This window comes from Marichromatium purpuratum 984, assembly GCF_000224005.2.
GTDB classification, from domain to species: domain Bacteria; phylum Pseudomonadota; class Gammaproteobacteria; order Chromatiales; family Chromatiaceae; genus Marichromatium; species Marichromatium purpuratum.
In genome coordinates this window covers 1,673,347-1,692,145 of the sequence record NZ_CP007031.1, presented here as the reverse complement: position 1 = coordinate 1,692,145, position 18,799 = coordinate 1,673,347, and the positions used below count along the sequence as shown (strand labels likewise).

19 protein-coding genes are annotated in these 18,799 nt (G+C 65.7%); 9 read left to right on the top strand and 10 right to left on the bottom strand.

What is annotated here, in order from left to right:
• Positions 1–119: 119 nt before the first annotated feature.
• The 4 genes from MARPU_RS17550 (at position 120) to MARPU_RS07635 (ending at position 4,017) form a co-directional block, all read left to right on the top strand.
• Positions 120–1,109, top strand: a complete 990-nt coding sequence (locus MARPU_RS17550) for a hypothetical protein (RefSeq protein ID WP_005223693.1) — start codon at positions 120–122, stop codon at positions 1,107–1,109.
• A 612-nt stretch (positions 1,110–1,721) separates the two neighbouring features.
• Entirely contained in the window at positions 1,722–3,101 is a 1,380-nt protein-coding gene (locus MARPU_RS07645) for a V-type ATP synthase subunit B (RefSeq protein ID WP_005223694.1), read from the top strand.
• Positions 3,091–3,378 carry a YkgJ family cysteine cluster protein gene (locus MARPU_RS07640; RefSeq protein WP_005223695.1) on the top strand — a complete coding sequence of 96 codons (288 nt, stop codon included), beginning with the start codon at positions 3,091–3,093 and terminating at the stop codon, positions 3,376–3,378. The genes MARPU_RS07645 and MARPU_RS07640 overlap by 11 nt, the downstream gene beginning before the upstream one ends.
• Before the next feature lie 18 nt (positions 3,379–3,396).
• Entirely contained in the window at positions 3,397–4,017 is a 621-nt protein-coding gene (locus MARPU_RS07635; RefSeq protein WP_005223696.1) for a V-type ATP synthase subunit D, read from the top strand.
• A gap of 467 nt (positions 4,018–4,484) precedes the next feature.
• Here MARPU_RS07635 and MARPU_RS07630 read toward each other — a convergent pair whose 3' ends face one another.
• The gene (locus MARPU_RS07630) at positions 4,485–5,210 is read right to left on the bottom strand and encodes a type 1 glutamine amidotransferase (protein ID WP_005223697.1); all 726 of its coding nucleotides are present in this window, start codon (positions 5,208–5,210) and stop codon (positions 4,485–4,487) included.
• Between the two features lie 7 nt (positions 5,211–5,217).
• Positions 5,218–5,784 carry an NUDIX hydrolase gene (locus MARPU_RS07625; RefSeq protein WP_005223698.1) on the bottom strand — a complete coding sequence of 189 codons (567 nt, stop codon included), beginning with the start codon at positions 5,782–5,784 and terminating at the stop codon, positions 5,218–5,220.
• Positions 5,785–6,021: 237 nt separating this feature from the next.
• Between MARPU_RS07625 and putP the strand changes: the two genes are divergently transcribed.
• The 5 genes from putP to pap all read left to right on the top strand — a co-directional run bounded on the left by putP (position 6,022) and on the right by pap (position 12,340).
• Complete coding sequence (putP, locus tag MARPU_RS07620; protein WP_005223699.1) at positions 6,022–7,524, top strand: sodium/proline symporter PutP; 1,503 nt, start codon at positions 6,022–6,024, stop codon at positions 7,522–7,524.
• 275 nt (positions 7,525–7,799) lie between these two features.
• Positions 7,800–8,486: a phosphate regulon transcriptional regulator PhoB gene (gene phoB / locus MARPU_RS07615; RefSeq protein WP_005223700.1), complete on the top strand. Its 687-nt coding sequence runs from the start codon at positions 7,800–7,802 to the stop codon at positions 8,484–8,486.
• A gap of 20 nt (positions 8,487–8,506) precedes the next feature.
• Positions 8,507–9,868 carry a phosphate regulon sensor histidine kinase PhoR gene (gene phoR, locus MARPU_RS07610; RefSeq protein WP_005223701.1) on the top strand — a complete coding sequence of 454 codons (1,362 nt, stop codon included), beginning with the start codon at positions 8,507–8,509 and terminating at the stop codon, positions 9,866–9,868.
• Positions 9,869–10,208: 340 nt separating this feature from the next.
• A complete protein-coding gene (locus tag MARPU_RS07605) occupies positions 10,209–10,691 on the top strand; it encodes an acyl-CoA thioesterase (protein ID WP_005223702.1) in 483 nt (160 codons plus the stop codon).
• A 68-nt stretch (positions 10,692–10,759) separates the two neighbouring features.
• Positions 10,760–12,340: a polyphosphate:AMP phosphotransferase gene (gene pap / locus MARPU_RS07600; RefSeq protein ID WP_005223703.1), complete on the top strand. Its 1,581-nt coding sequence runs from the start codon at positions 10,760–10,762 to the stop codon at positions 12,338–12,340.
• Positions 12,341–12,344: 4 nt separating this feature from the next.
• Here pap and MARPU_RS07595 read toward each other — a convergent pair whose 3' ends face one another.
• The 8 genes from MARPU_RS07595 to acpP all read right to left on the bottom strand — a co-directional run bounded on the left by MARPU_RS07595 (position 12,345) and on the right by acpP (position 18,760).
• Positions 12,345–13,121 carry a TatD family hydrolase gene (locus tag MARPU_RS07595; protein WP_005223704.1) on the bottom strand — a complete coding sequence of 259 codons (777 nt, stop codon included), beginning with the start codon at positions 13,119–13,121 and terminating at the stop codon, positions 12,345–12,347.
• Positions 13,122–13,131: 10 nt separating this feature from the next.
• On the bottom strand, positions 13,132–13,503 hold the full coding sequence (locus MARPU_RS07590; RefSeq protein WP_005223705.1) for a PilZ domain-containing protein: 372 nt from the start codon (positions 13,501–13,503) through the stop codon (positions 13,132–13,134).
• Positions 13,504–13,548: 45 nt separating this feature from the next.
• Complete coding sequence (gene holB, locus MARPU_RS07585) at positions 13,549–14,565, bottom strand: DNA polymerase III subunit delta' (protein WP_005223706.1); 1,017 nt, start codon at positions 14,563–14,565, stop codon at positions 13,549–13,551.
• Positions 14,562–15,218, bottom strand: a complete 657-nt coding sequence (gene tmk, locus MARPU_RS07580; protein ID WP_005223707.1) for a dTMP kinase — start codon at positions 15,216–15,218, stop codon at positions 14,562–14,564. Before tmk ends, holB begins: the two co-directional genes overlap by 4 nt.
• The gene (gene mltG, locus MARPU_RS07575; protein ID WP_025275193.1) at positions 15,219–16,223 is read right to left on the bottom strand and encodes an endolytic transglycosylase MltG; all 1,005 of its coding nucleotides are present in this window, start codon (positions 16,221–16,223) and stop codon (positions 15,219–15,221) included.
• A gap of 11 nt (positions 16,224–16,234) precedes the next feature.
• Positions 16,235–17,110, bottom strand: a complete 876-nt coding sequence (gene pabC / locus MARPU_RS07570) for an aminodeoxychorismate lyase (protein ID WP_407636535.1) — start codon at positions 17,108–17,110, stop codon at positions 16,235–16,237.
• Positions 17,111–17,185: 75 nt separating this feature from the next.
• The gene (fabF, locus tag MARPU_RS07565; protein ID WP_005223710.1) at positions 17,186–18,424 is read right to left on the bottom strand and encodes a beta-ketoacyl-ACP synthase II; all 1,239 of its coding nucleotides are present in this window, start codon (positions 18,422–18,424) and stop codon (positions 17,186–17,188) included.
• 99 nt (positions 18,425–18,523) lie between these two features.
• On the bottom strand, positions 18,524–18,760 hold the full coding sequence (gene acpP / locus MARPU_RS07560) for an acyl carrier protein (protein WP_005223711.1): 237 nt from the start codon (positions 18,758–18,760) through the stop codon (positions 18,524–18,526).
• Positions 18,761–18,799: the final 39 nt, after the last annotated feature.

Below are 18,799 nucleotides of genomic sequence, written 5' to 3'. Positions count from 1 at the left end.
GAAATTCGGCATTAAATTTCCACCTAGCTCTGACATCTCTAATATCAATCCAGTATCACACTTATTATTTCACTCCAATACCCTATAAGACACCAAGATTGTAACTAGAGATTATGCGCATGAGCTTTGATTTTGAGAAAGACATCCTGATTTGGAGCAATAGAGCTATATCTCGACTTGGATACAAGCCATCTGGCAAATGCGAGGCTTCTTATCGACTTTCTCAAGTTTTTAACATTCTAAGGAATCGAATTCCACCAACACCTAGAGCCGTCGAAGTCGCAAAAGGTTTCAACTGCCCACAGAGCCGTATCAATGGATACAAACAAGTTGTTTCAGAAATTGAGAGGGGTGATGACCTAACACCTCGATGCAGTAGACGACAAGCAAAAAAAACAAACTACATAGACCCAATGCTTCTTGACTGGGGCATACATCATATACACCTTGGAACAAAAGAAATTCTCACAGGAAAAAACAAAGGCCTAATCCAAGGGCACAAGGAAATATTATTTGCTTTTATAACTGATGAAAAAGCCCATATAATAGGAGTATTCGACCACACCTCATGGGCAAAAAAATCAGTACTTAAAATAGTCTATAATAACTGGCCTCACCTATTAGAACCATGGAGACTAAAACGTGATTTGGAACTCTCACGCGAACCCGCAGATGCAGACATAAGGTCTTTGCGCGAAGCTTATATCAATAGCCTCATTAAAATAGGAAATGATATCTATCTAGGCCCCGGAGGAGGAATTACCACCGCCGGAACAGGGTTAAATGAAACCCATAAATCTAATATGGTTTTGAGGGCTGCTGACGATTTGCGCGACTGGGTTAATGAGAACATCAATTCTATTGAAAAGCACATCAAATCAAAGCTTGGCCCTCTTAGCTTCGATGTAAGCAGATATATTCTGTCGAATAAATTTTCTATATCTGCTCCTCGAAATAATTTACGAATATTTATCCCTTCAACTTCTCCAGTAGCCTCATTGATTCATCCTGCTCAAGCCAGCAGCGTGGAACCTATAGCTGAAAATTACCACTACCACAATCCCGGATCATTCTCTGGAATAATGATAAAAAAATTGGTAGCGACCTGACAATCAGGATTCTGAATCGCTCGACGTGTTTGGCTCGCCCGCAATTAGTCACACGCACATTATGGCGTCGCAGTCACTAATGAAGCTCCAGATTGCACCCAGATGGCTTTCCTGGTTTTTCGAGAACGCGAGCAAATTCTCACCAAACGTGAAATACGCCGCCGGAGTGTACTGCCGAACCGTTCGACGCGGTTGGTTTTCTCTTGTGTTTTCGCACTGAGGGAAATGTCGGCGTATAGGGATGATCTGCGCATAGGCGCTCCAGAAATCTGTATAGAATATTTCCCTTTCCAGAAAACACACCCACTGCAAATCAGAAAACAGCGGCATGATGATTGCTAAACTGAGGATTTAGCGCGGAAACAGTTGCTCTAGATTAAGAAAGCCTTAAAAACCAATCACCTTTAGCCATTCAATCTCGCAATGGATTGACTATTGGTTATATCTGCAATTACTGTAACGATTGCGACTACCCCTTCATGAAAATGCTACGGAAGGGTAAATGCACTTCGTCAACCAGAGACCAAAGCCGAAAACCAGACTTGAATTCCCAGGCGGGCCAAGAGTTCAAGTATTTGCGGCTCGATCGAGCCGAACGAGGATCATTGCATCATGAGCATCAAGGAATACCGCACTGCCATTGAAGCCAGGGGCGGCCTCCTGGTGGTCAGGGACACGCCGGGCGTGGCCTTCGGCGACCGGGTGCGGATCGAGAACCATGCGGGCCAGATCCGCAACGGTCAGGTCATCCGCGCAGCGGACGAGGAGGTGCTGATTCTGGTCTTCGAGGGCACGGATGATCTGGACCTGGAGAACACCTGGGTCCGCTTCCTCGACGAGCCGGTGGAGATCGCGCTCTCGCCCGAGATCCTGGGGCGCGAACTCAACGGCCTCGGCGAGCCGCGCGATGGGCGCCCGCCGGTGCTCTCGGGGCTGCGGCGGCCGGTGGGCGGCTCGGCCATCAATCCGGCCGCCCGCACCTATCCGCGCGAGTTCATCCAGACCGGCGTCTCGACCATCGACGGGCTCAACAGCCTGGTGCGGGGGCAGAAGCTGCCGATCTTCTCGGGCTCGGGCCTGCCGCACAACCGGCTCGCGGCCCAGATCGTGCGTCAGGCCAGGCTGGTCGACGAGAACTCCAGCTTCTCGATCGTGTTCGCGGCCATGGGCGTCTCCTACGCCGACGCCAAGTTCTTCCGCGACGAGTTCGCCAACTCGGGCGTGCTGCGCAACGTGGTGATGTTCGTCAACCTCGCCGACGACCCGCCGGTGGAGCGGCTCACCCTCCCCCGCGCCGCGCTCACCGCCGCCGAGTATCTGGCCTATGATCTCGACCACCACGTGCTGGTGGTGCTCACCGACATGACCAACTACGCCGAGGCACTGCGCGAGGTCGCCACCGCCAAGGGCGACGTGCCCGCACGCAAGGGCTATCCGGGCTATCTCTACTCCGATCTGGCCGAACTCTACGAGCGCTGCGGCCGTATCCACGACCGACGCGGGTCGATCACCATGATGCCGGTCGTCTCCATGCCCTCGGACGACATCACCCACCCCATCCCCGACCTCACCGGCTACATCACCGAGGGGCAGATCGTGCTCTCACGCGAGCTGCACAATCGTGGTATCTACCCCCCGGTGCACATCTCGCCGAGCCTGTCGCGGCTGATGAAGGACGGCATCGGCAAGGACGACACCCGCGAGGACCACCCCCGGGTCGCCGCCCAGCTCTACAGCCTCTACGCCCGCGCTCAGGAGACCCGCAATCTCGCCTCGATCATCGGCGCCGACGAGCTGTCCGAGCGCGACCAGCGTTTCCTCGAATTCGCCGATGCCTTCGATGCCCAGTTCGTCACCCAGGGCGAGCACGAAGAACGCTCGATCATCGACACCCTGGATCTGGCCTGGCGGCTGATGGCGCGTTTCCCGCGCGAGCAGCTCACCCGACTCCACGAAACCGACCTCGCGCGACACCTGCCCCATGACGACTGACGACACCATCGACTGCGCCGACTGCCGTGCCTGCTGCTGTCGGCTCGAGGCGGTATGCCTGACCGACACCGGGGTGCCGGCGCGTTTCCTCACCGAGGACGCCTGGGGCCGGATCTGCATGCTCCGGCTCGACGACGGCTGGTGCGCCGCGCTCGATCGCGACACCCTGCGCTGTCGCATCTACGAACAGCGCCCGCTGGTCTGTCGCCTGTTCGAGATGGGCGGCCCCGACTGTATCGACGCGCGCCAGGACGCCAACCCTGCCCCCTCGGGCTGAGCACCGGAATCAGGCACCATGACCGAATCGCTGATCAAGATACCGCCGACCAAGAGCAGCCTGCTGCGGCTACAGCAGCAGGCGCAGTTCCTGATCGCCGGACACGATCTGCTCGAACGCAAGCGCGAGCTGCTCACCCGACTGGTCTACGAGCGCATCGACGAGTACCGCGCGCTGCGGCGCGAGGCCGAGACCGCGCTCGGCGCGGCCTATCACTGCCTCAGCCTCACCCACCTGCGCATGGGCAGTCGCGGTATCCGTCAGGCCGCGCTCGGCGCCGAGCCGGCGCTGCGCGTCAACGTCCTGCCGCACCGCGCGCTCGGTGTCGAGTACCCGGCGGTGGCCAGCGAGCGCCTGCCGCTCAAGCCCGTCGGCCTGCTCGGCACCGATGCGAGCTTCGACGCCACCCGCGCCAATCTCGCCGAGGCCGCGGTGCTGCTCGCCCGTCTCGGCGAGGTCGAGACCGCGCTGCACCGACTGATGGAAGAGCAACGCAAGGCGCAGAAACGCGTCAACGCGCTCAAGTACAACATCATCCCCCGCTACCAGCGCACCATCCGCTTCATCCGCTCGGCGCTGGAAGAGGAAGAACGCAACGCCCTGTTCCAGGTGAAGCTGCTGCGCGAGAGACAGACGTAGCGGCCAGCGGCCGGGAGAATTGAACCGCAAAGACCCGAAGGGCGCGAAGACGATAGAAGAGGAAGGCGTTCAGACGTGTAGGCCGGGCAAAGCGCAGCGTGCCTTGCGGATTGGCTCCCAGCCGCCAGCCGCCAGTCACCAGTCATCAGTCACCAGTCACCAGTCACCAGTCACCAGTCACCAGTCACCAGTCACCAGTCACCAGTCACCAGTCACCAGTCACCAGTCACCAGTCATGGGTCTCACACTGGAGACTGAAGGTTTCTCGTTGGTGGCGCATTCGTCGGCCCGTAGGGTGGGATGCGTGACCGTGCGAAGAAGACGTTGAGGATCAGCGCCGAGGCCATCCGGTCACGCCCCCCATCCCGAACGATCGATGACCGGTCGGGCAAGGCGCGCCAGCCCTCCCCGCTGGAGGCTGAAGGCTGGCGGCTGAAGGCTGGTGCCTGGACGCTCCTGTTCGCCGCTCAAAGCTCCCGACCCAGTTCCACCATCCGGTCGAGCAGCGCGAACAGGGCCTGGTGGAGTCGGGCGTAGTGCTCGGGGGGCTGGGCGCGGATATGCTCGGGCGATTGCACGAAGGGGCCGGTCTCGGTGAGTTCGTCGGCGCAGTGGACGAGCAGCCGCTCGACGCCCTCGGTGGTCGCCTCCAGATGGCACTGCAGCCCCAGCACCCGGCTCTCGAAGAGAAAGCCCTGGTTGGCGCAGGCGGCGCTCGCGGCGAGCGGTTGCGCACCCTCGGGCAGGGCGAAAGTGTCGCCGTGCCAGTGGAAGACCTCGAATCCCTCGGGCAGCGCCGCGAACAGCCCCGAAGCGCGACCCTCGGCGCTGGGTTCGAGCGGGAACCAGCCGATCTCGCGCTCGGGGTTGCGACACACCCGCGCGCCCAGCGCGGCGGCGATCTGCTGGGCGCCGAGACAGATGCCGATCAGGGTCTTGTCGGCGCCGATGGCGCGCGAGATGAACGCGCGCTCGGTGGCGAGCCAGGGGTGGCGCTGCTCCTGATCGACCCCCATGGGGCCGCCCATCACCACCAGCCAGTCGATCTCGGCGAGCGCGGGCAGCGGCTCGCCGAGATCGAGCCGTACCACCTGAAGGGCATGGCCGCGCGCACGCACCCAGTCGCCGATCGCCCCCGGCCCTTCGAAGGGGACATGTTGCAGGACACAGACGCGCATCGGTGCATTCATCATCACGACCTCAACAACCCGAACCCTCGGAGAGCAGGTCGAGATCGTTCTGGATCATCGCCTTGGCGCGATAGAGCCCGATCAGCGTCTTGGCATCGGTGATGGTGGCGTCATGACACCAGTCGAGCGCCTGACTGAAGGGCAGCCAGTGGACCTCGATCAGCTCGCCGGGTTCGTGCGCGACCGGCTGGCTGGTGAGCCCGCGCGCCAGCCACAGATGGATGACCTCGGTGAACACCCCGGGCGAGGCGTGCATCGGCCCGAGATCGTTCCACTCCTCGGCCACCAGCCCGGCCTCCTCGGCCAGCTCGCGCACGGCGGTGCGCTGTGGCGTCTCGTCGGGATCGATGCGCCCGGCGGGCAGCTCCCACAGCCAGCCTCCGGCGGCGTGACGGAACTGGCGCAGCAGACAGACCCGGTCCTGGTCGTCGAGCGCGACCGTGGCCGCACCACCGGGGTGGCGGACGATCTCGAGCGCCACCTCGGCACCGTCCGGCAGCTCTACCTGCTCGCGGTTGACGTCGATCACCTTGCCGGCGTACAGGGTCTCGCAGTTGATGATTCGGGCTTCGGACATGGCAACCTCGTTTCGCTATCAATGCGTTGCGGGGCATCGCACGCAAGGGCCAAGCGCGCCTCCGGGCCGTCCGCTCCGGACCTTCCCCGCTGACGCACGGAGCATAACCGTAACCCGGCGGCACTGTCGCCCCGGCGCGTCGATTTGGTGGGCACTCGCGCCAGGTTCTAAACTACCGCACCCTGTCCACCCGATTCGACAAGCCGGATCGGAGCAATACCTGCGAGGAGCGACGGCTTGACCCAAGACCCAATCATCATCTCCATCACCTTCAGCATCTATTTCGTCATCGTGCTGCTGATCGGCTGGTACGCCTATCAGCGCACCCGCGATCTCTCCGACTTCATCCTCGGTGGCCGCCGACTCGGCAGCGGGGTCGCGGCGCTCAGCGCCAGCGCCTCGGACATGAGCGGCTGGCTGCTGCTCGGCCTGCCCGGCTTCGCCTATGCCTCCGGGCTCGAGTCGATCTGGCTCGCCGGCGGCCTGCTGTTCGGCACCTGGCTCAACTGGCTCGTGGTCGCCGCCCGACTGCGCGTGTTCAGCTTCGCCTACGGCAACGCACTGACGCTGCCCGAATACTTCGCCAATCGCTTCGCCGACGCCAGCGGTCTGCTGCGCGGCATCGCGGCGGTGTTCATCCTGCTGTTCTTCCTGATCTACACCGCCTCTGGCCTGGTCGCCGGCGGCAAGCTGTTCGAGTCGGTCTTCGGCCTGCCCTATGTCTGGGCCGTCGGCATCGCGGTGCTCTCGATCATCGTCTACACCGCCATCGGCGGCTTCCTCGCCGTCTCCTGGACCGACGTGATGCAGGGCCTGCTGATGGCCGTGGCGCTGATCGCAGTCCCCCTGCTCGCCGGCTCGCTGGCCGGCGGCAGCGACAGCGCGATCGATCAGCTCAACACCCTCAATCCCGAGCTGCTCGACCCCATGACCAAGATCGACGGCACCGCCATCGGCTGGATCGGCATCGTCTCGCTCGCCGCCTGGGGCCTCGGCTACTTCGGCCAGCCGCACGTGCTCGCGCGCTTCCAGGCGATCGCCTCGCCGCGCAAGGTCGCCACCGCACGCCGCATCGCCGTCACCTGGGTGGCGCTCACCCTGATCGGGGCCACCCTCACCGGGCTGGCCGGCATCATCACGCTCGATGCGCCGCTGCTCGACGACGCCCGCGAGACGGTGTTCATCGAGCTGGTCAACCTGTTGTTCCACCCGGTGATCGCCGGCATCCTGCTCGCAGCCATCCTCGCCGCGATCATGAGCACCGCCGACTCGCAGCTGCTGGTCAGCTCCTCGGCCTTCACCGAGGACGTCTACCGCACGCTGATGCGCCGCGAGGCCAGCGAGCGTGAGCTGGTGATGGTCGGGCGCGCGGCGGTGGTCAGCATCGCGCTGTTCGCCTTCGCCCTGGCGATGGACCCGGATGCCATGGTGCTCGATCTGGTCGCCTATGCCTGGGCCGGGTTCGGCGCCGCCTTCGGCGCGCCGCTGGTGCTCTCGCTCTACTGGCGACGGATGACGCGCCTGGGCGCGCTCGCCGGCATCATCGTCGGCGGTCTCACCGTGGTGGTGTGGAAGCAGCTCGACGGCGGCCTGTTCGCGCTCTACGAGATCGTCCCCGGCATGCTGTTCTCGGCCCTCGCGGTGGTGATCGTCAGTCTGTTCGATCGTCAGGGTCAGGCACACCTCGGCGAGCGCTTCGACGAGGTGCGCGAGCAGTTGCGTGTCGAGATGCGCGGCTGATTCCCGCCCCACGAGACGTGCAAGGCGTCTCGTCGGCGCCGCCCCGAACCCACCGGGGCGGCTGCCCAGCATCGACGATCGGCACCGCCAGCAGGGCGCACGCTCACCGGGGTGTTCATCTCCCCGTAACCGATCGTACATAGAATGAAACCCAACAGACCCCGACCCCAGGCGCCCGTGCCCCAGCGGCACGAGGGCCGCGCCAGTCGCTCCGATCCGAGCTCTTTCGCGACGCCGCGCCGACGCCGCGCCCATTGCACCCAGGACCCCCGAAGATGCCCACCATTCTTGTCATCGACGACGAACCGGATATCCGCGAAGTGATGCGCTTTGCGCTCGAGAGCGCGGAGTTCCGCGTGCTCGAGGCCGGTCATGCCGACGAGGCCCGCAAGCTGCTCGCCAGCGATCAACCCGACCTCATCCTGCTCGACTGGATGCTGCCCGGTCGCTCCGGTCTGGAGCTGGCCCAGCAACTCAAGCAGAACCCCAAGACCCGCGGTCTGCCGATCATCATGATCAGCGCCCGGGGCGAGGAGGAGGATCGCGTCAAGGGGCTCGACACCGGCGCCGACGACTACATCGCCAAGCCTTTCTCGCCGCGCGAGATGATCGCCCGCACCAAGGCGGTGCTGCGCCGCGCCAAGCCGAGCGAACCGGCCGACGAGATCGAGATCGGCGGACTGCGCATCGACAACATCGGCCATCGCGTCAGCGCCAATGGCCGCCCGGTGGAGGTCGCCCCCACCGAGTATCGTCTGCTGCACTTCTTCATGACCCACGCCGACCGCGCCTTCAGCCGCTCGCAGCTGCTCGATCAAGTCTGGGGCGATCAGGTCTACGTCGAGGAGCGCACCGTCGACGTCCATGTCCGACGACTGCGCAAGGCGCTGGAGCCGACCCGTCACGACGGCCTGTTGCAGACCGTGCGCGGCGTCGGCTACCGCTTCTCGGACAAGACCTGAGTCGACAGGCCCGAGCCCCGATGCGCCGTGCCCTGCTCTTCGAGCTTGCGCTCTTCGCCGTCCCCTCGGGCGGTGCCCTGATGCTGTGGCTCGGCGGCCTGGCGCCGGCCTGGAGCGTCCCGCTGGCGAGCGCCCCTGCACTCGGGCGCCACATCTTCCGTCTGGTCGACCTCAGCACCCTGATCCGCCGCCAGCACCGGCTCGCCCCGCCCTTCCCGCGCGGACTCTGGGGCGAGGTCTATCGCAACATCGCCCGCTACCAGCAGCGCGGGCGCAAGGGGCGCAAGCGCCAGATCCGCTTCACCCGTCGTTTCCGCGAGGCGGCCAACGCCGTCCCCGACGCCCTGGTGATCCTCGACAAGCACCACCGCATCGACTGGGCCAACCCCGCCGCCGCGCAGCTGCTCGACATCCACTGGCCGGAGCAGGACGGGCAGCACTTCCTCGATGTCTTCTGCCACCCCGAACTCGGCGACTTTCTCCACGACGGCGAATACCTGCGCCCGCTCGACATCGCCCCCACCCACAACCGCGCGCTGATGATCTCGCTGCGCATCGCCCCCTTCGGCGAACGCAAGCGCCAGCGTCTGGTGGTGGGGCGCGACATCACCAAGGTCTATCACCTCAACATGATCCGACGCGACTTCGTCGCCAATGCCTCGCACGAGCTGCGCACCCCGCTGACGGTGATCGGCGGCTTCGTCGAGAACCTGCTCGACGCCCCCAACACCCCCGAGCCCCACCGCCGCCCGCTGACCCTGATGCACAACCAGGCCGAGCGGATGCGCTCGATCATCGAGGATCTGCTCACCCTCTCGCGTCTGGAGATGCACGACAGCCCCGCCGACCAGCACAGCGTCGACGTCCCCGAGGAGCTGCGACTGATCCTCCAGGAGGCACAGGCCATCGGCGATGCCGGTCACCGACTCGACCCCCTGATCGACACCGGACTGCTGCTGCTCGGCAACCAACCCGAGCTGCGCAGCGCCTTCTCCAACCTCGTCTTCAACGCCATCAAGCACACCCCCGCCGGCACCCGCGTCCGCATCCGCTGGTGCCAGGACAAGGACGGCGCGACCTTCGTCGTCGATGACGACGGCCCCGGCATCGCCCCCGAGCACCTGCCCCGGCTCACCGAGCGCTTCTACCGCATCGACGCCGCGCGCTCGCGCCAGTCCGGCGGCACCGGGCTGGGACTGGCGATCGTCAAACACGTGCTCAACCGCCACGACGCCAGCCTCAACATCTCCAGCGAACTCGGCCAGGGCACCACCTTCGCCTGCCACTTCCCCGCCACCCGCACCCTGCGCCGCGACGCCCCCGCCCCCCACGTCGACACCACCCCACCCACTCCAAGCCGTTCGGCCAACGGCGAGGGTTGAGGCGACAGCCCATCTAACCGAAAGGCGCATCGAGATCGATGGGTCGTCTGGCATATCTCGATCGTCATCACCGCGACAGCTGCATCCAATCTGATGTCTCCGAGATCGGCCACCCAAACCGGCGCAACATCACGCGGCCCCTAAACCACAGCGACATTGGCGACGCCATCGGGCACACGAAGCGAACGGCGTACAATAAACCCGACGTCCAGGCTCGCGGCTCGGTCAACGGCAGATCACGACTCGATCGAGGCCCCGCCCTCCGACCCCGCAGTATCAGACCCCGCCCGATTATGCGAAGATCGGCGACAACCTTTTTGACCAACCATTCAAGCAATCCATGTCTTCGACCCTCGAATCCAGCCAACCCACCCCCACCTCTTCCGACGCCTGCGTGGTGCCGAGCGACCCGACGGCGGCGCCGGTGAGCGACCCGCGTCTCTGGCACCTCGGCACCCGCGTGGTGGCGATGCCGAGCGACACCAACGCCTATGGCGACATCTTCGGCGGCTGGCTGATGGCGCAGGCGGATCTGGCCGGGAGCACGGTGGCGATCCAGGTGGCGCAGGGTCGGGTGGCGACGGTGGCGGTCAAGGAGTTCCGCTTCCTCGCCCCGGTGCTGGTCGGTGATCTGGTCGATCTGTTCGCGCGGATGCAGCGTCTCGGCAACAGCTCGGTGACGGTCGAGGTACAGATCTGGGCACAGCGCGAGCCCGACCCGGCCAGTCGCCATCAGGTCGCTGCCGCGGCGATCACCTATGTCGCGGTGGACGACGATGGCCGACCGCGCCGGATCACGCCACCGCCGGCGCTGAGCGACTAGCGCCGCCCCGGGCGCACGCCCGGCCACCACACCTTGTCGCCCCACCCCGCAACACGAGGATTCGCACCATGTTCGAAGCAACCAAGGTCGGCCGCTCGGTGAGCAAGCAGGACTTCAAGGAGCAGCAGGCGCAGCTGCGCACCGATCTGCTGGCCGCGCAGCGCGAGCTGAAGGCAGCGCAGGTGCCGGTGGTGGTGCTGATCTCGGGGATCGAGGCGGCGGGCAAGGGCGAGGTGGTCAATCGGCTCAACGAGTGGCTCGACACCCGCGGGGTGCAGACCTTCGCCTTCTGGGACGAGTCCGACGAGGAGCGCGAACGTCCGCGCTACTGGCGTTTCTGGCGAGCGCTTCCGGGACGCGGCGAGATGGCGATTCTGTTCGGCGGCTGGTATCAGACGCCGATCGAGCACCGCTTCCGCGATCACTGCGGCGATGCCGAACTCGACGCCGAACTCAACCGCATCGTCGACTTCGAGCGGATGCTGATCCAGGACGGCACGCTGATCGTGAAGTTCTGGTTCCACATGTCGGAGTCCGACCAGAAGGCGCGGCTCAAGGAGCTTTCGCGCGACGACAAGAGCCGCTGGAAGATGCTCCCGGACAAGAGCAAGTTCTCCGAGCAGTACGCCGCCTTCGAGGAGGTCGCCGAGCGGGTGATCATGCACACCGATCGCGGCGTCTCGCCCTGGTACCTGATCGAGGCCGGCAACCGCCGCTATCGCGATCTCACCGTCGGCAAGACCCTGCTCCATGCGATGCGCTCGCGCCTGGCCGCCGCCGGGCCCGCCGACGAGCAGGTCTCGGGCATCGGCAGCCCGGAGCTGCCGGTCGGCGAGCAGGCACGGATCACCCTGCTCGATCAACTCGATCTCTCGCTCGCGCTCGAGCGCGATCCCTACAAGGCCGAACTCAAGCGGCTGCAGAACGAGATCAACGAGCTGGCCTGGCGCGCCTACAGTCAGAAGCGCTCGACGGTGCTGGTGTTCGAGGGGGTGGACGCCGGCGGCAAGGGCGGTGCCATCCGTCGCATCACCAACGCCATCGACGCCCGGCTCTATCGCGCCATCCCGGTGGCGGCACCGAGCGACGAGGAGAAGGCGCACCACTATCTGTGGCGCTTCTGGCGCCAGATCCCGCGCGCCGGCCATATCACCCTCTACGACCGCTCCTGGTACGGGCGGGTGCTGGTCGAGCGCGTCGAGGGCTTTGCCACCGACGCCGAGTGGCGCCGCGCCTACTCCGAGATCAACCGCTTCGAGGAGCAGCTGGTCGACAGCGGGGTGATCCTGCTGAAGTTCTGGCTGCACATCAGCCAGGACGAGCAGCTCAAGCGCTTCAAGGACCGCGAGAACGTCCCCTACAAGCGCTACAAGATCACCGACGAGGACTGGCGCAACCGTGAGAAGTGGCCGCAGTACAAGGAGGCGATCAACGAGATGGTGGTGCGCACCAGCACTCGCCACGCCGCCTGGACCCTGGTCGAGGGCAACGACAAACCCTATGCCCGGGTCAAGGTGCTGCGCACCATCTGCGCGGCCCTGACCGAGGCGCTCGAGGGCGAGCAGCCACCGCCGGCGGGTTATCTGCCCTGCGGCGAGCGTCGCCCGCAGCCAGCCGAGGGCGCAACCGCGGGCAAGAAGGGCAAGTGAGGACTCAGCCGGGCAGGTCGAACAGACGCAGTGCGTTGTCGCGGGTCAGTGCGGCGATCGCCTCCGGGGTCGAGCCGCGCACCTCGGCCAGGCACTCGGCCACGTGGGCGACCCAGGCCGGCTGGTTGGACTTGCCGCGATGCGGCACCGGAGCGAGATAGGGGGCGTCGGTCTCGATCAGCAGGCGCTCGTCCGGGACCTGGCGGGCGACCTCGCGCAGCTCGGCGGCGTTCTTGAAGGTGACGATCCCGGAAAAGCCGATGTGGAAGCCGAGTTCGAGGGCGCGGCGTGCCGTCTCCCAGTCCTCGGTGAAGCAGTGCACCACGCCGCCGACCTCGCCCGCGCCCGCCTGCTCCAGGATTTGCAGGGTATCGGCGCGGGCCTGACGGGTGTGGATCACCAGCGGCTTGGCGCAGGCGCGCGCGGCGGCGATGTGGGTGCGGAAACGGCGCTGCTGGCGCTCGGCGTCTTCGGCGCCACGATAGTAATCGAGCCCGGTCTCGCCGATGGCGCGCACCCGCGGATCGTCGGCGAGCGCGAGCAGGCGCGCCACGTCGGGGTCCTCGCCCTCGTTCTCGTTGGGGTGGACGCCGACCGAGCAGAAAACCTCGGGATAGGGCTCGATCAGCGCGCGCATCGCCGAATAGTGCTCCAGGTCGATGCCGATGCTCATCAGGTGGGTGACGCCCGCGGCGCGGGTCGCCGCGATCAGCGCGGCGAAATCGCCGCCATGAGGGGTGAGGTCCACCCGATCGAGGTGGCAGTGTGAATCAACCAGCATCAAAAACAGCCTACATGGTGTGGGTGGGACGCTCGGAGTTGAGCATGCCCGCCAGATAGTCTTCGATCTTGCGCCGCGCCGCGCCCTTGTCCTGATCGCTGAACTGCACCCCGACGCCGACCGAGCGGTTGCCCTCGGCGCCGGGCGGGGTGATCCACACCACCCGACCGGCCACCGGGATGCGGTCGGTCTCCTCCATCAGCTGCAGCAACAGAAAGATCTCGTCGTCGAGCTGATAACGCTTGGTGGTGGGGATGAACAACCCGCCGTTCTTGATGTAGGGCATGTAGGAGGCGTAGAGCGCGCTCTTGTCGCGGATGGCGAAGTTGAGGATACGCTGCTGGCCACCCAGCGCGCCCAGCGAGTTGGTCGGTGAACTCATCGATCGGGATCCTCGGGTGTGGATGCGTGCGGACGCCACGCGAGATCACGCCGACGCGGCTCGACCGGATACGGCCAGCTCACGCCATTCGATGGCCAGCGACTCCAGCAGCAGCTGGACGTTGACGCTGCCCTCGCACTGGGTGCGGGCCTCGAGCACTCGCCTGAAGAAGCGATGCGCGGCCACCGGATCGAGCCGTGAGGCGAGCGCAGCGAGCGCCTCGCGCTGATCGGGGTTGTCGAGCCGGGGCGGCGTCGCGCTCGCACCCAGCCGCAGCAGATCGCAGAGCCAGCCGGCCATCCACTCCAAGAGTAACGCGGCGCCGAGCTTGTTCCAAGCCGCCGCCTCTGCGAGCGGCGCGCGCTCCCCCCGGGCCAGGGCGATGAACCCCTGGAGCCGCTGCGCGCGCGCCTCCAGGCGCTCGGGGTCGAGCCGGTCGAGCGCGGCCAGCGGCGCGCCGTGGGCCAGACGCAACGCCAGCGCGGCCTGCTCATCGGGCAGACGACCACGCAGCCAGGCGAGCGCCTCGGCCTCCGCAGGCAACGCGATACGCAGTTGCTGACAGCGGCTGCGGATGGGCGCCGGCAGCCGCTCCGGGTGCTCGGCGACCAAACACAGCAGGGTGCGCCCGACCGGCTCCTCCAGGGTCTTGAGGAGCGCGTTGGCCGCCGCGGCGTTGAGATGATCGGCAGGATCGATCAGCACTACCCGCCGTTCGACGCGGCTCGGGGTCAGCGCCTCGCCGGCGCAGAGAGTACGGATCGCGGCGATCGGGATGTCACCGGACTTGCTCTCGGGGTCGGGACCGACACGCACCAGATCCGGATGATTGCCGGCGGCGAGCAGCACACACTCCGCACAGCGCCCGCAGGCCTGTCCTTCGGCGTCGGGCGCGGCGCAGAGCAGCGCGCGGGCAAAGCGTTCGAGCAGAGCACGCTTGCCGACCCCGGCCGGTCCGCTCAGCAGCAGCGCGTGCGGCAGCCGATCGGCGGCGCGCGCCTGCAGCAGCCGCGCCCAGGGCACGGCGAGCCAGGGCGGCAGTCGATCGCGCACCTGGCTCATCGTCCGGCCCCGAGCGTCTCGTGCAGCTCCACGGCGAGACGCTCGATCTCGGCGCTGACCGACGCCAGCGGCGCGGCGGCATCGATCACCCGATAACGCTCCGGCATGGTCGCCGCTCGTGTCAGATAGACCGAGCGCACGGCCTCGAAGAAACGCAGAGTCTCGCGCTCGAAGCGATCGGCCGCACCGGCACGGGCGCGGGCACGCGCCAGTCCCTGCGCCGGCGGCAGATCGAACACCAGGGTCAGATCGGGGCGCAGCGCACCCTGCACCAGCCGCTCGAGGGTGGCGATGGGGGCGACGTCGAGCCCGCGACCACCGCCCTGATAGGCGTAGGTGGCGTCGGTGAAGCGATCGCAGATCACCCACACCCCGGCCTCGAGGGCCGGGCGAATGGTCTTGTCGAGATGTTCAGCGCGGGCGGCGAACATCAGCAGCAGCTCGGCGCTCTCGCACATGGCGCCGTGCTCGGGGTCGAGCAACAGTTCGCGGATGTGCTCGGCGATCGGCGCCCCACCCGGCTCACGGGTGGTGATGACGCGCCGCCCCTGGGCACGCAGCGCCCCGGCGAGACGCTCGACCTGGGTGCTCTTGCCCGCGCCCTCGATGCCCTCGAGGGTGATGAAACGGCCAGCTTCGGTTGGTGCAGACATCTATTTTCCCAGGATATAGCGACGCACCGCGCGCTTGTGCTCGGCATAGGTGGCCGAGAACTTGTGGGTGCCGTCGCCCTTGGAGACGAAGAACAGGGCGTCGCCGTCGGCCGGGTGCAACACCGCATGGATGGTGCCGCGACCGGGCAACGAGATCGGCGTCGGCGGCAGGCCGTCGATCACATAGGTGTTGTAGGCGGTCGCCTCGCGCAGGTCGGAGCGGCGGATGTCGCCCTCATAGCGCTCACCCATGCCGTAGATGACGGTCGGATCGGTCTGCAGCCGCATCCCCATGCGCAGCCGTCGCACGAAGACCCCGGCGATCTTGGCCCGCTCATGGGTCGCGGCGGTCTCCTTCTCGACGATGGAGGCGAGGATCAGCGCCTCGTAGGGGGTCTCGACGGGCAGGTTCTCGGCGCGACCGGCCCACTCCTCGGCGAGCACCAGCTTCATCCGCTGCATCGCACGACGCAGGACGTCGATCCCGGTGGTGCCGCGGGGGAAGGCATAGGTGTCGGGGAAGAAGCGCCCCTCCGGGTGCTCGCCGGGATGGCCGAGCCGGGCCATCAGCTCGGCGTCGCTGAGCGCGGCCAGCCCCTCGCCGCCGAAGTGCGGATGGGCGTCGATCGCCTCGACCGCACGACGGAAGGTCCAGCCATTGACCAGGGTGATCGGATACTGGACCACCTTGCCGCGCACCAGGTGATCGAGCACCTCGACCGGTGTCATCGCTGCGGTGAGGGTGTACTCGCCGGCCTTGATGCGTGCCTGGTCGCCACGCCGGTAGGCCAACGCGATGAAGTAGTAAGGATGCGGGATGGCGCCGCGCTCGGTCAGTCGCTCGGCGATCTGGCCGAGCGAGCTGCCGACCGGGATGTCGAAGACGATGGATTCGCGATCGAGTGCGATCGGCGTCTTCTCGAAACGCTGGTAGTCGACCCAGACCCCGGCGCCGAGCGCGCCCAGGGCGATGAGCAGGATCAGGAGGATTCGCAGCAGGGTCATTCGATGAGTCGTCATCCAGGCGTGTGCGCGGCGGCCCGCACCGCGTGCAAGAGATCCCAGGGCTGATCGTCGAGGTCGAGGCACCGTGCCTCGAGCCTGGCCACCGGCCAGACACCGATCACCGCGTTGGTGAGAAAGAGCGCGCGGGCGCGCTCGAGGTCATCGACACACAGGCGTCGCACCGCGCAGCCGATGCCGGCCTCGGCAGCCAGCTCGCGCGCCAGTTCGCGCACCGTGCCGATGATACCGGCCTGATCGAGCGCCGGGGTGTAGAGCCGCACGCCGTCCCACAGGAACAGGTTGCTCATGGTGCCCCCGCAGATGGCGCCGTCCGGGGTCTGCATCAAGCCCTCGGCGATGGCGCCATCGTCCCACTCGCGCCGTGCCAGCACCGCATCGAGCCGGTTGAGGTGCTTGAGCCCGGCCAGCGCCGGATTCACCGAGACCGGCGTGCGACAGTAGCGCACCGCCACGCCCCGTCGCCACTCCGGCGCTGCCGGACGTGGATAGAGCAGCAGGATGCGCCGGGGTTCGGGCCGCGCCGGCGGTCGATAGCCACGTCCACCGCTGCCGCGCGTGAGCACCAGCTTGAGCACTCCCTCCTCGACGCCATCGAGCAACGTCGCGAGTTCGGATTCGAGCTGAACGGTAGATGGACACGGGATCCCCAGGCGCGCGCAACCATGCGCGAGTCGGGCGAGATGACGCAACCACTGACAGGGCCGGCCGGCACGCACCAGCAAGGTCTCGAACAGACCGTCACCATAATGCAGCGCGCGATCGGTGATCGTCAGATCGGACAGCGGACAGCCGTCGAGCAGCACCCGCAGCGGAGCACCCGGGGCGGTACGAAGCGATGCTGGGGAAGCGCTGGAATCGCTCAACACACGACTCCTGGAGGGGCGGGAGGACGCCACCGGGAGCGCGGCGCGAGAAACGCCGGTCCCGGTGGGTACGCGGGATCAGACCCGACGGAACACCAGAGAACCGTTGGTGCCGCCGAAGCCGAAGGAGTTCGACATCACTATGTCGAGCTTCGAGTCACGCGCGGTGTTGGGCACGTAGTCGAGATCGCAGTCGGGGTCCGGGGTGGTGTAGTTGATGGTTGGCGGCGCGACCTGATCGCGCAGCGCGAGCACCGAGAACACCGCCTCGGCGCCACCGGCGGCGCCCAGCATGTGACCGGTCATCGACTTGGTGGAGCTGACCATGGTCTTGTAGGCATGGTCGCCGAACGCGCGCTTGACCGCAGTGGTCTCGGCGATGTCGCCGGCCACGGTCGAGGTGCCGTGGGCGTTGATGTAATCGACCTCTTCCGGGCTGATGCCGGCATCGTTGAGCGCCATCAGCATGCAGTCGGCGGCGCCCGAGCCATCGGTCGAAGGGGCCGTCATGTGGTAAGCGTCGGAGTTCATGCCGACGCCGACCAGCTCGGCGTAGATGTGCGCGCCACGCGCCTTGGCCCGCTCGTAGTCCTCGAGCACCACCACACCGGCACCGTCGCTGAGCACGAAGCCGTCGCGCTCCTTGTCGAACGGACGGCTGGCGCCGACCGGATCGTCATTGCGGGTGGACAGCGCGCGCGCTGCGGCGAAGCCGCCGAGCCCGACCGGCGAGGTCGCCATCTCGGCGCCACCGGCGAGCATCACGTCGACATAGCCGTGACGGATCATCAGCGCGGCCTCACCGATATTGTGGGTACCGGTCGCGCAGGCCGAGACGATCGAGTAGTTCGGACCCTTGAGGCCGAATTTGATCGAGAGGTTACCGGCCACCATGTTGACGATGTTGGCCGGCACGAAGAAGGGAGAAATCCGACGCGGCCCCTTGGAGCGATAGGCCTCGTAGTTGTTCTCGATACCGGTGATGCCACCGATGCCGGAGCCGACGGCGACGCCGATGCGACGGCAGTTCGACTCATCGACCTCCAGTCCTGCGTCGGCGATGGCCTGAGAGCCCGCCGCGACGCCATAATGGATGAACTTGTCCATCTTCTTGGCGTCTTTCTCAGGGACGTATTCGCTCGGATCAAAGCCGTAGATCGGCCCACCGAAGCGGCTGCTGAACGGTTCGATGTCGAAGTGGGTGATCGGTTGGATCCCACTCCTGCCGGCAAGGATGCTGTCCCAAGCGGACTTGACGTTCAGACCAACTGGCGCCACCAGACCCAACCCAGTGACAACTACCCTTCTGCCTGCCATTGCTTACCTCTTCTCGTTCAGTACACCACGATTCGGCGGATCGAGCCGCGTGCGGCGTCCGTCTCCGACGGACGACTGCGCGCGGACAGCAACCCTGCCTCAGGCCTGGTGCTCGTTGATGTAGTTGATGGCCTGCTGGACCGTGGTGATCTTCTCAGCGTCTTCGTCAGGAATCTCGGTCTCGAACTCTTCCTCGAGAGCCATGACCAGTTCCACGGTGTCGAGGGAGTCCGCGCCCAGATCGTCGACGAAGGACGCCTCGGCGGTCACTTCTTCCTCTTTGACACCCAGTTGCTCGACGACGATTTTGCGAACTCGATCTTCAACGCTGCTCATAATGAAAGATTCCTCCGGAATGAATAAAGTGGCCCTCGC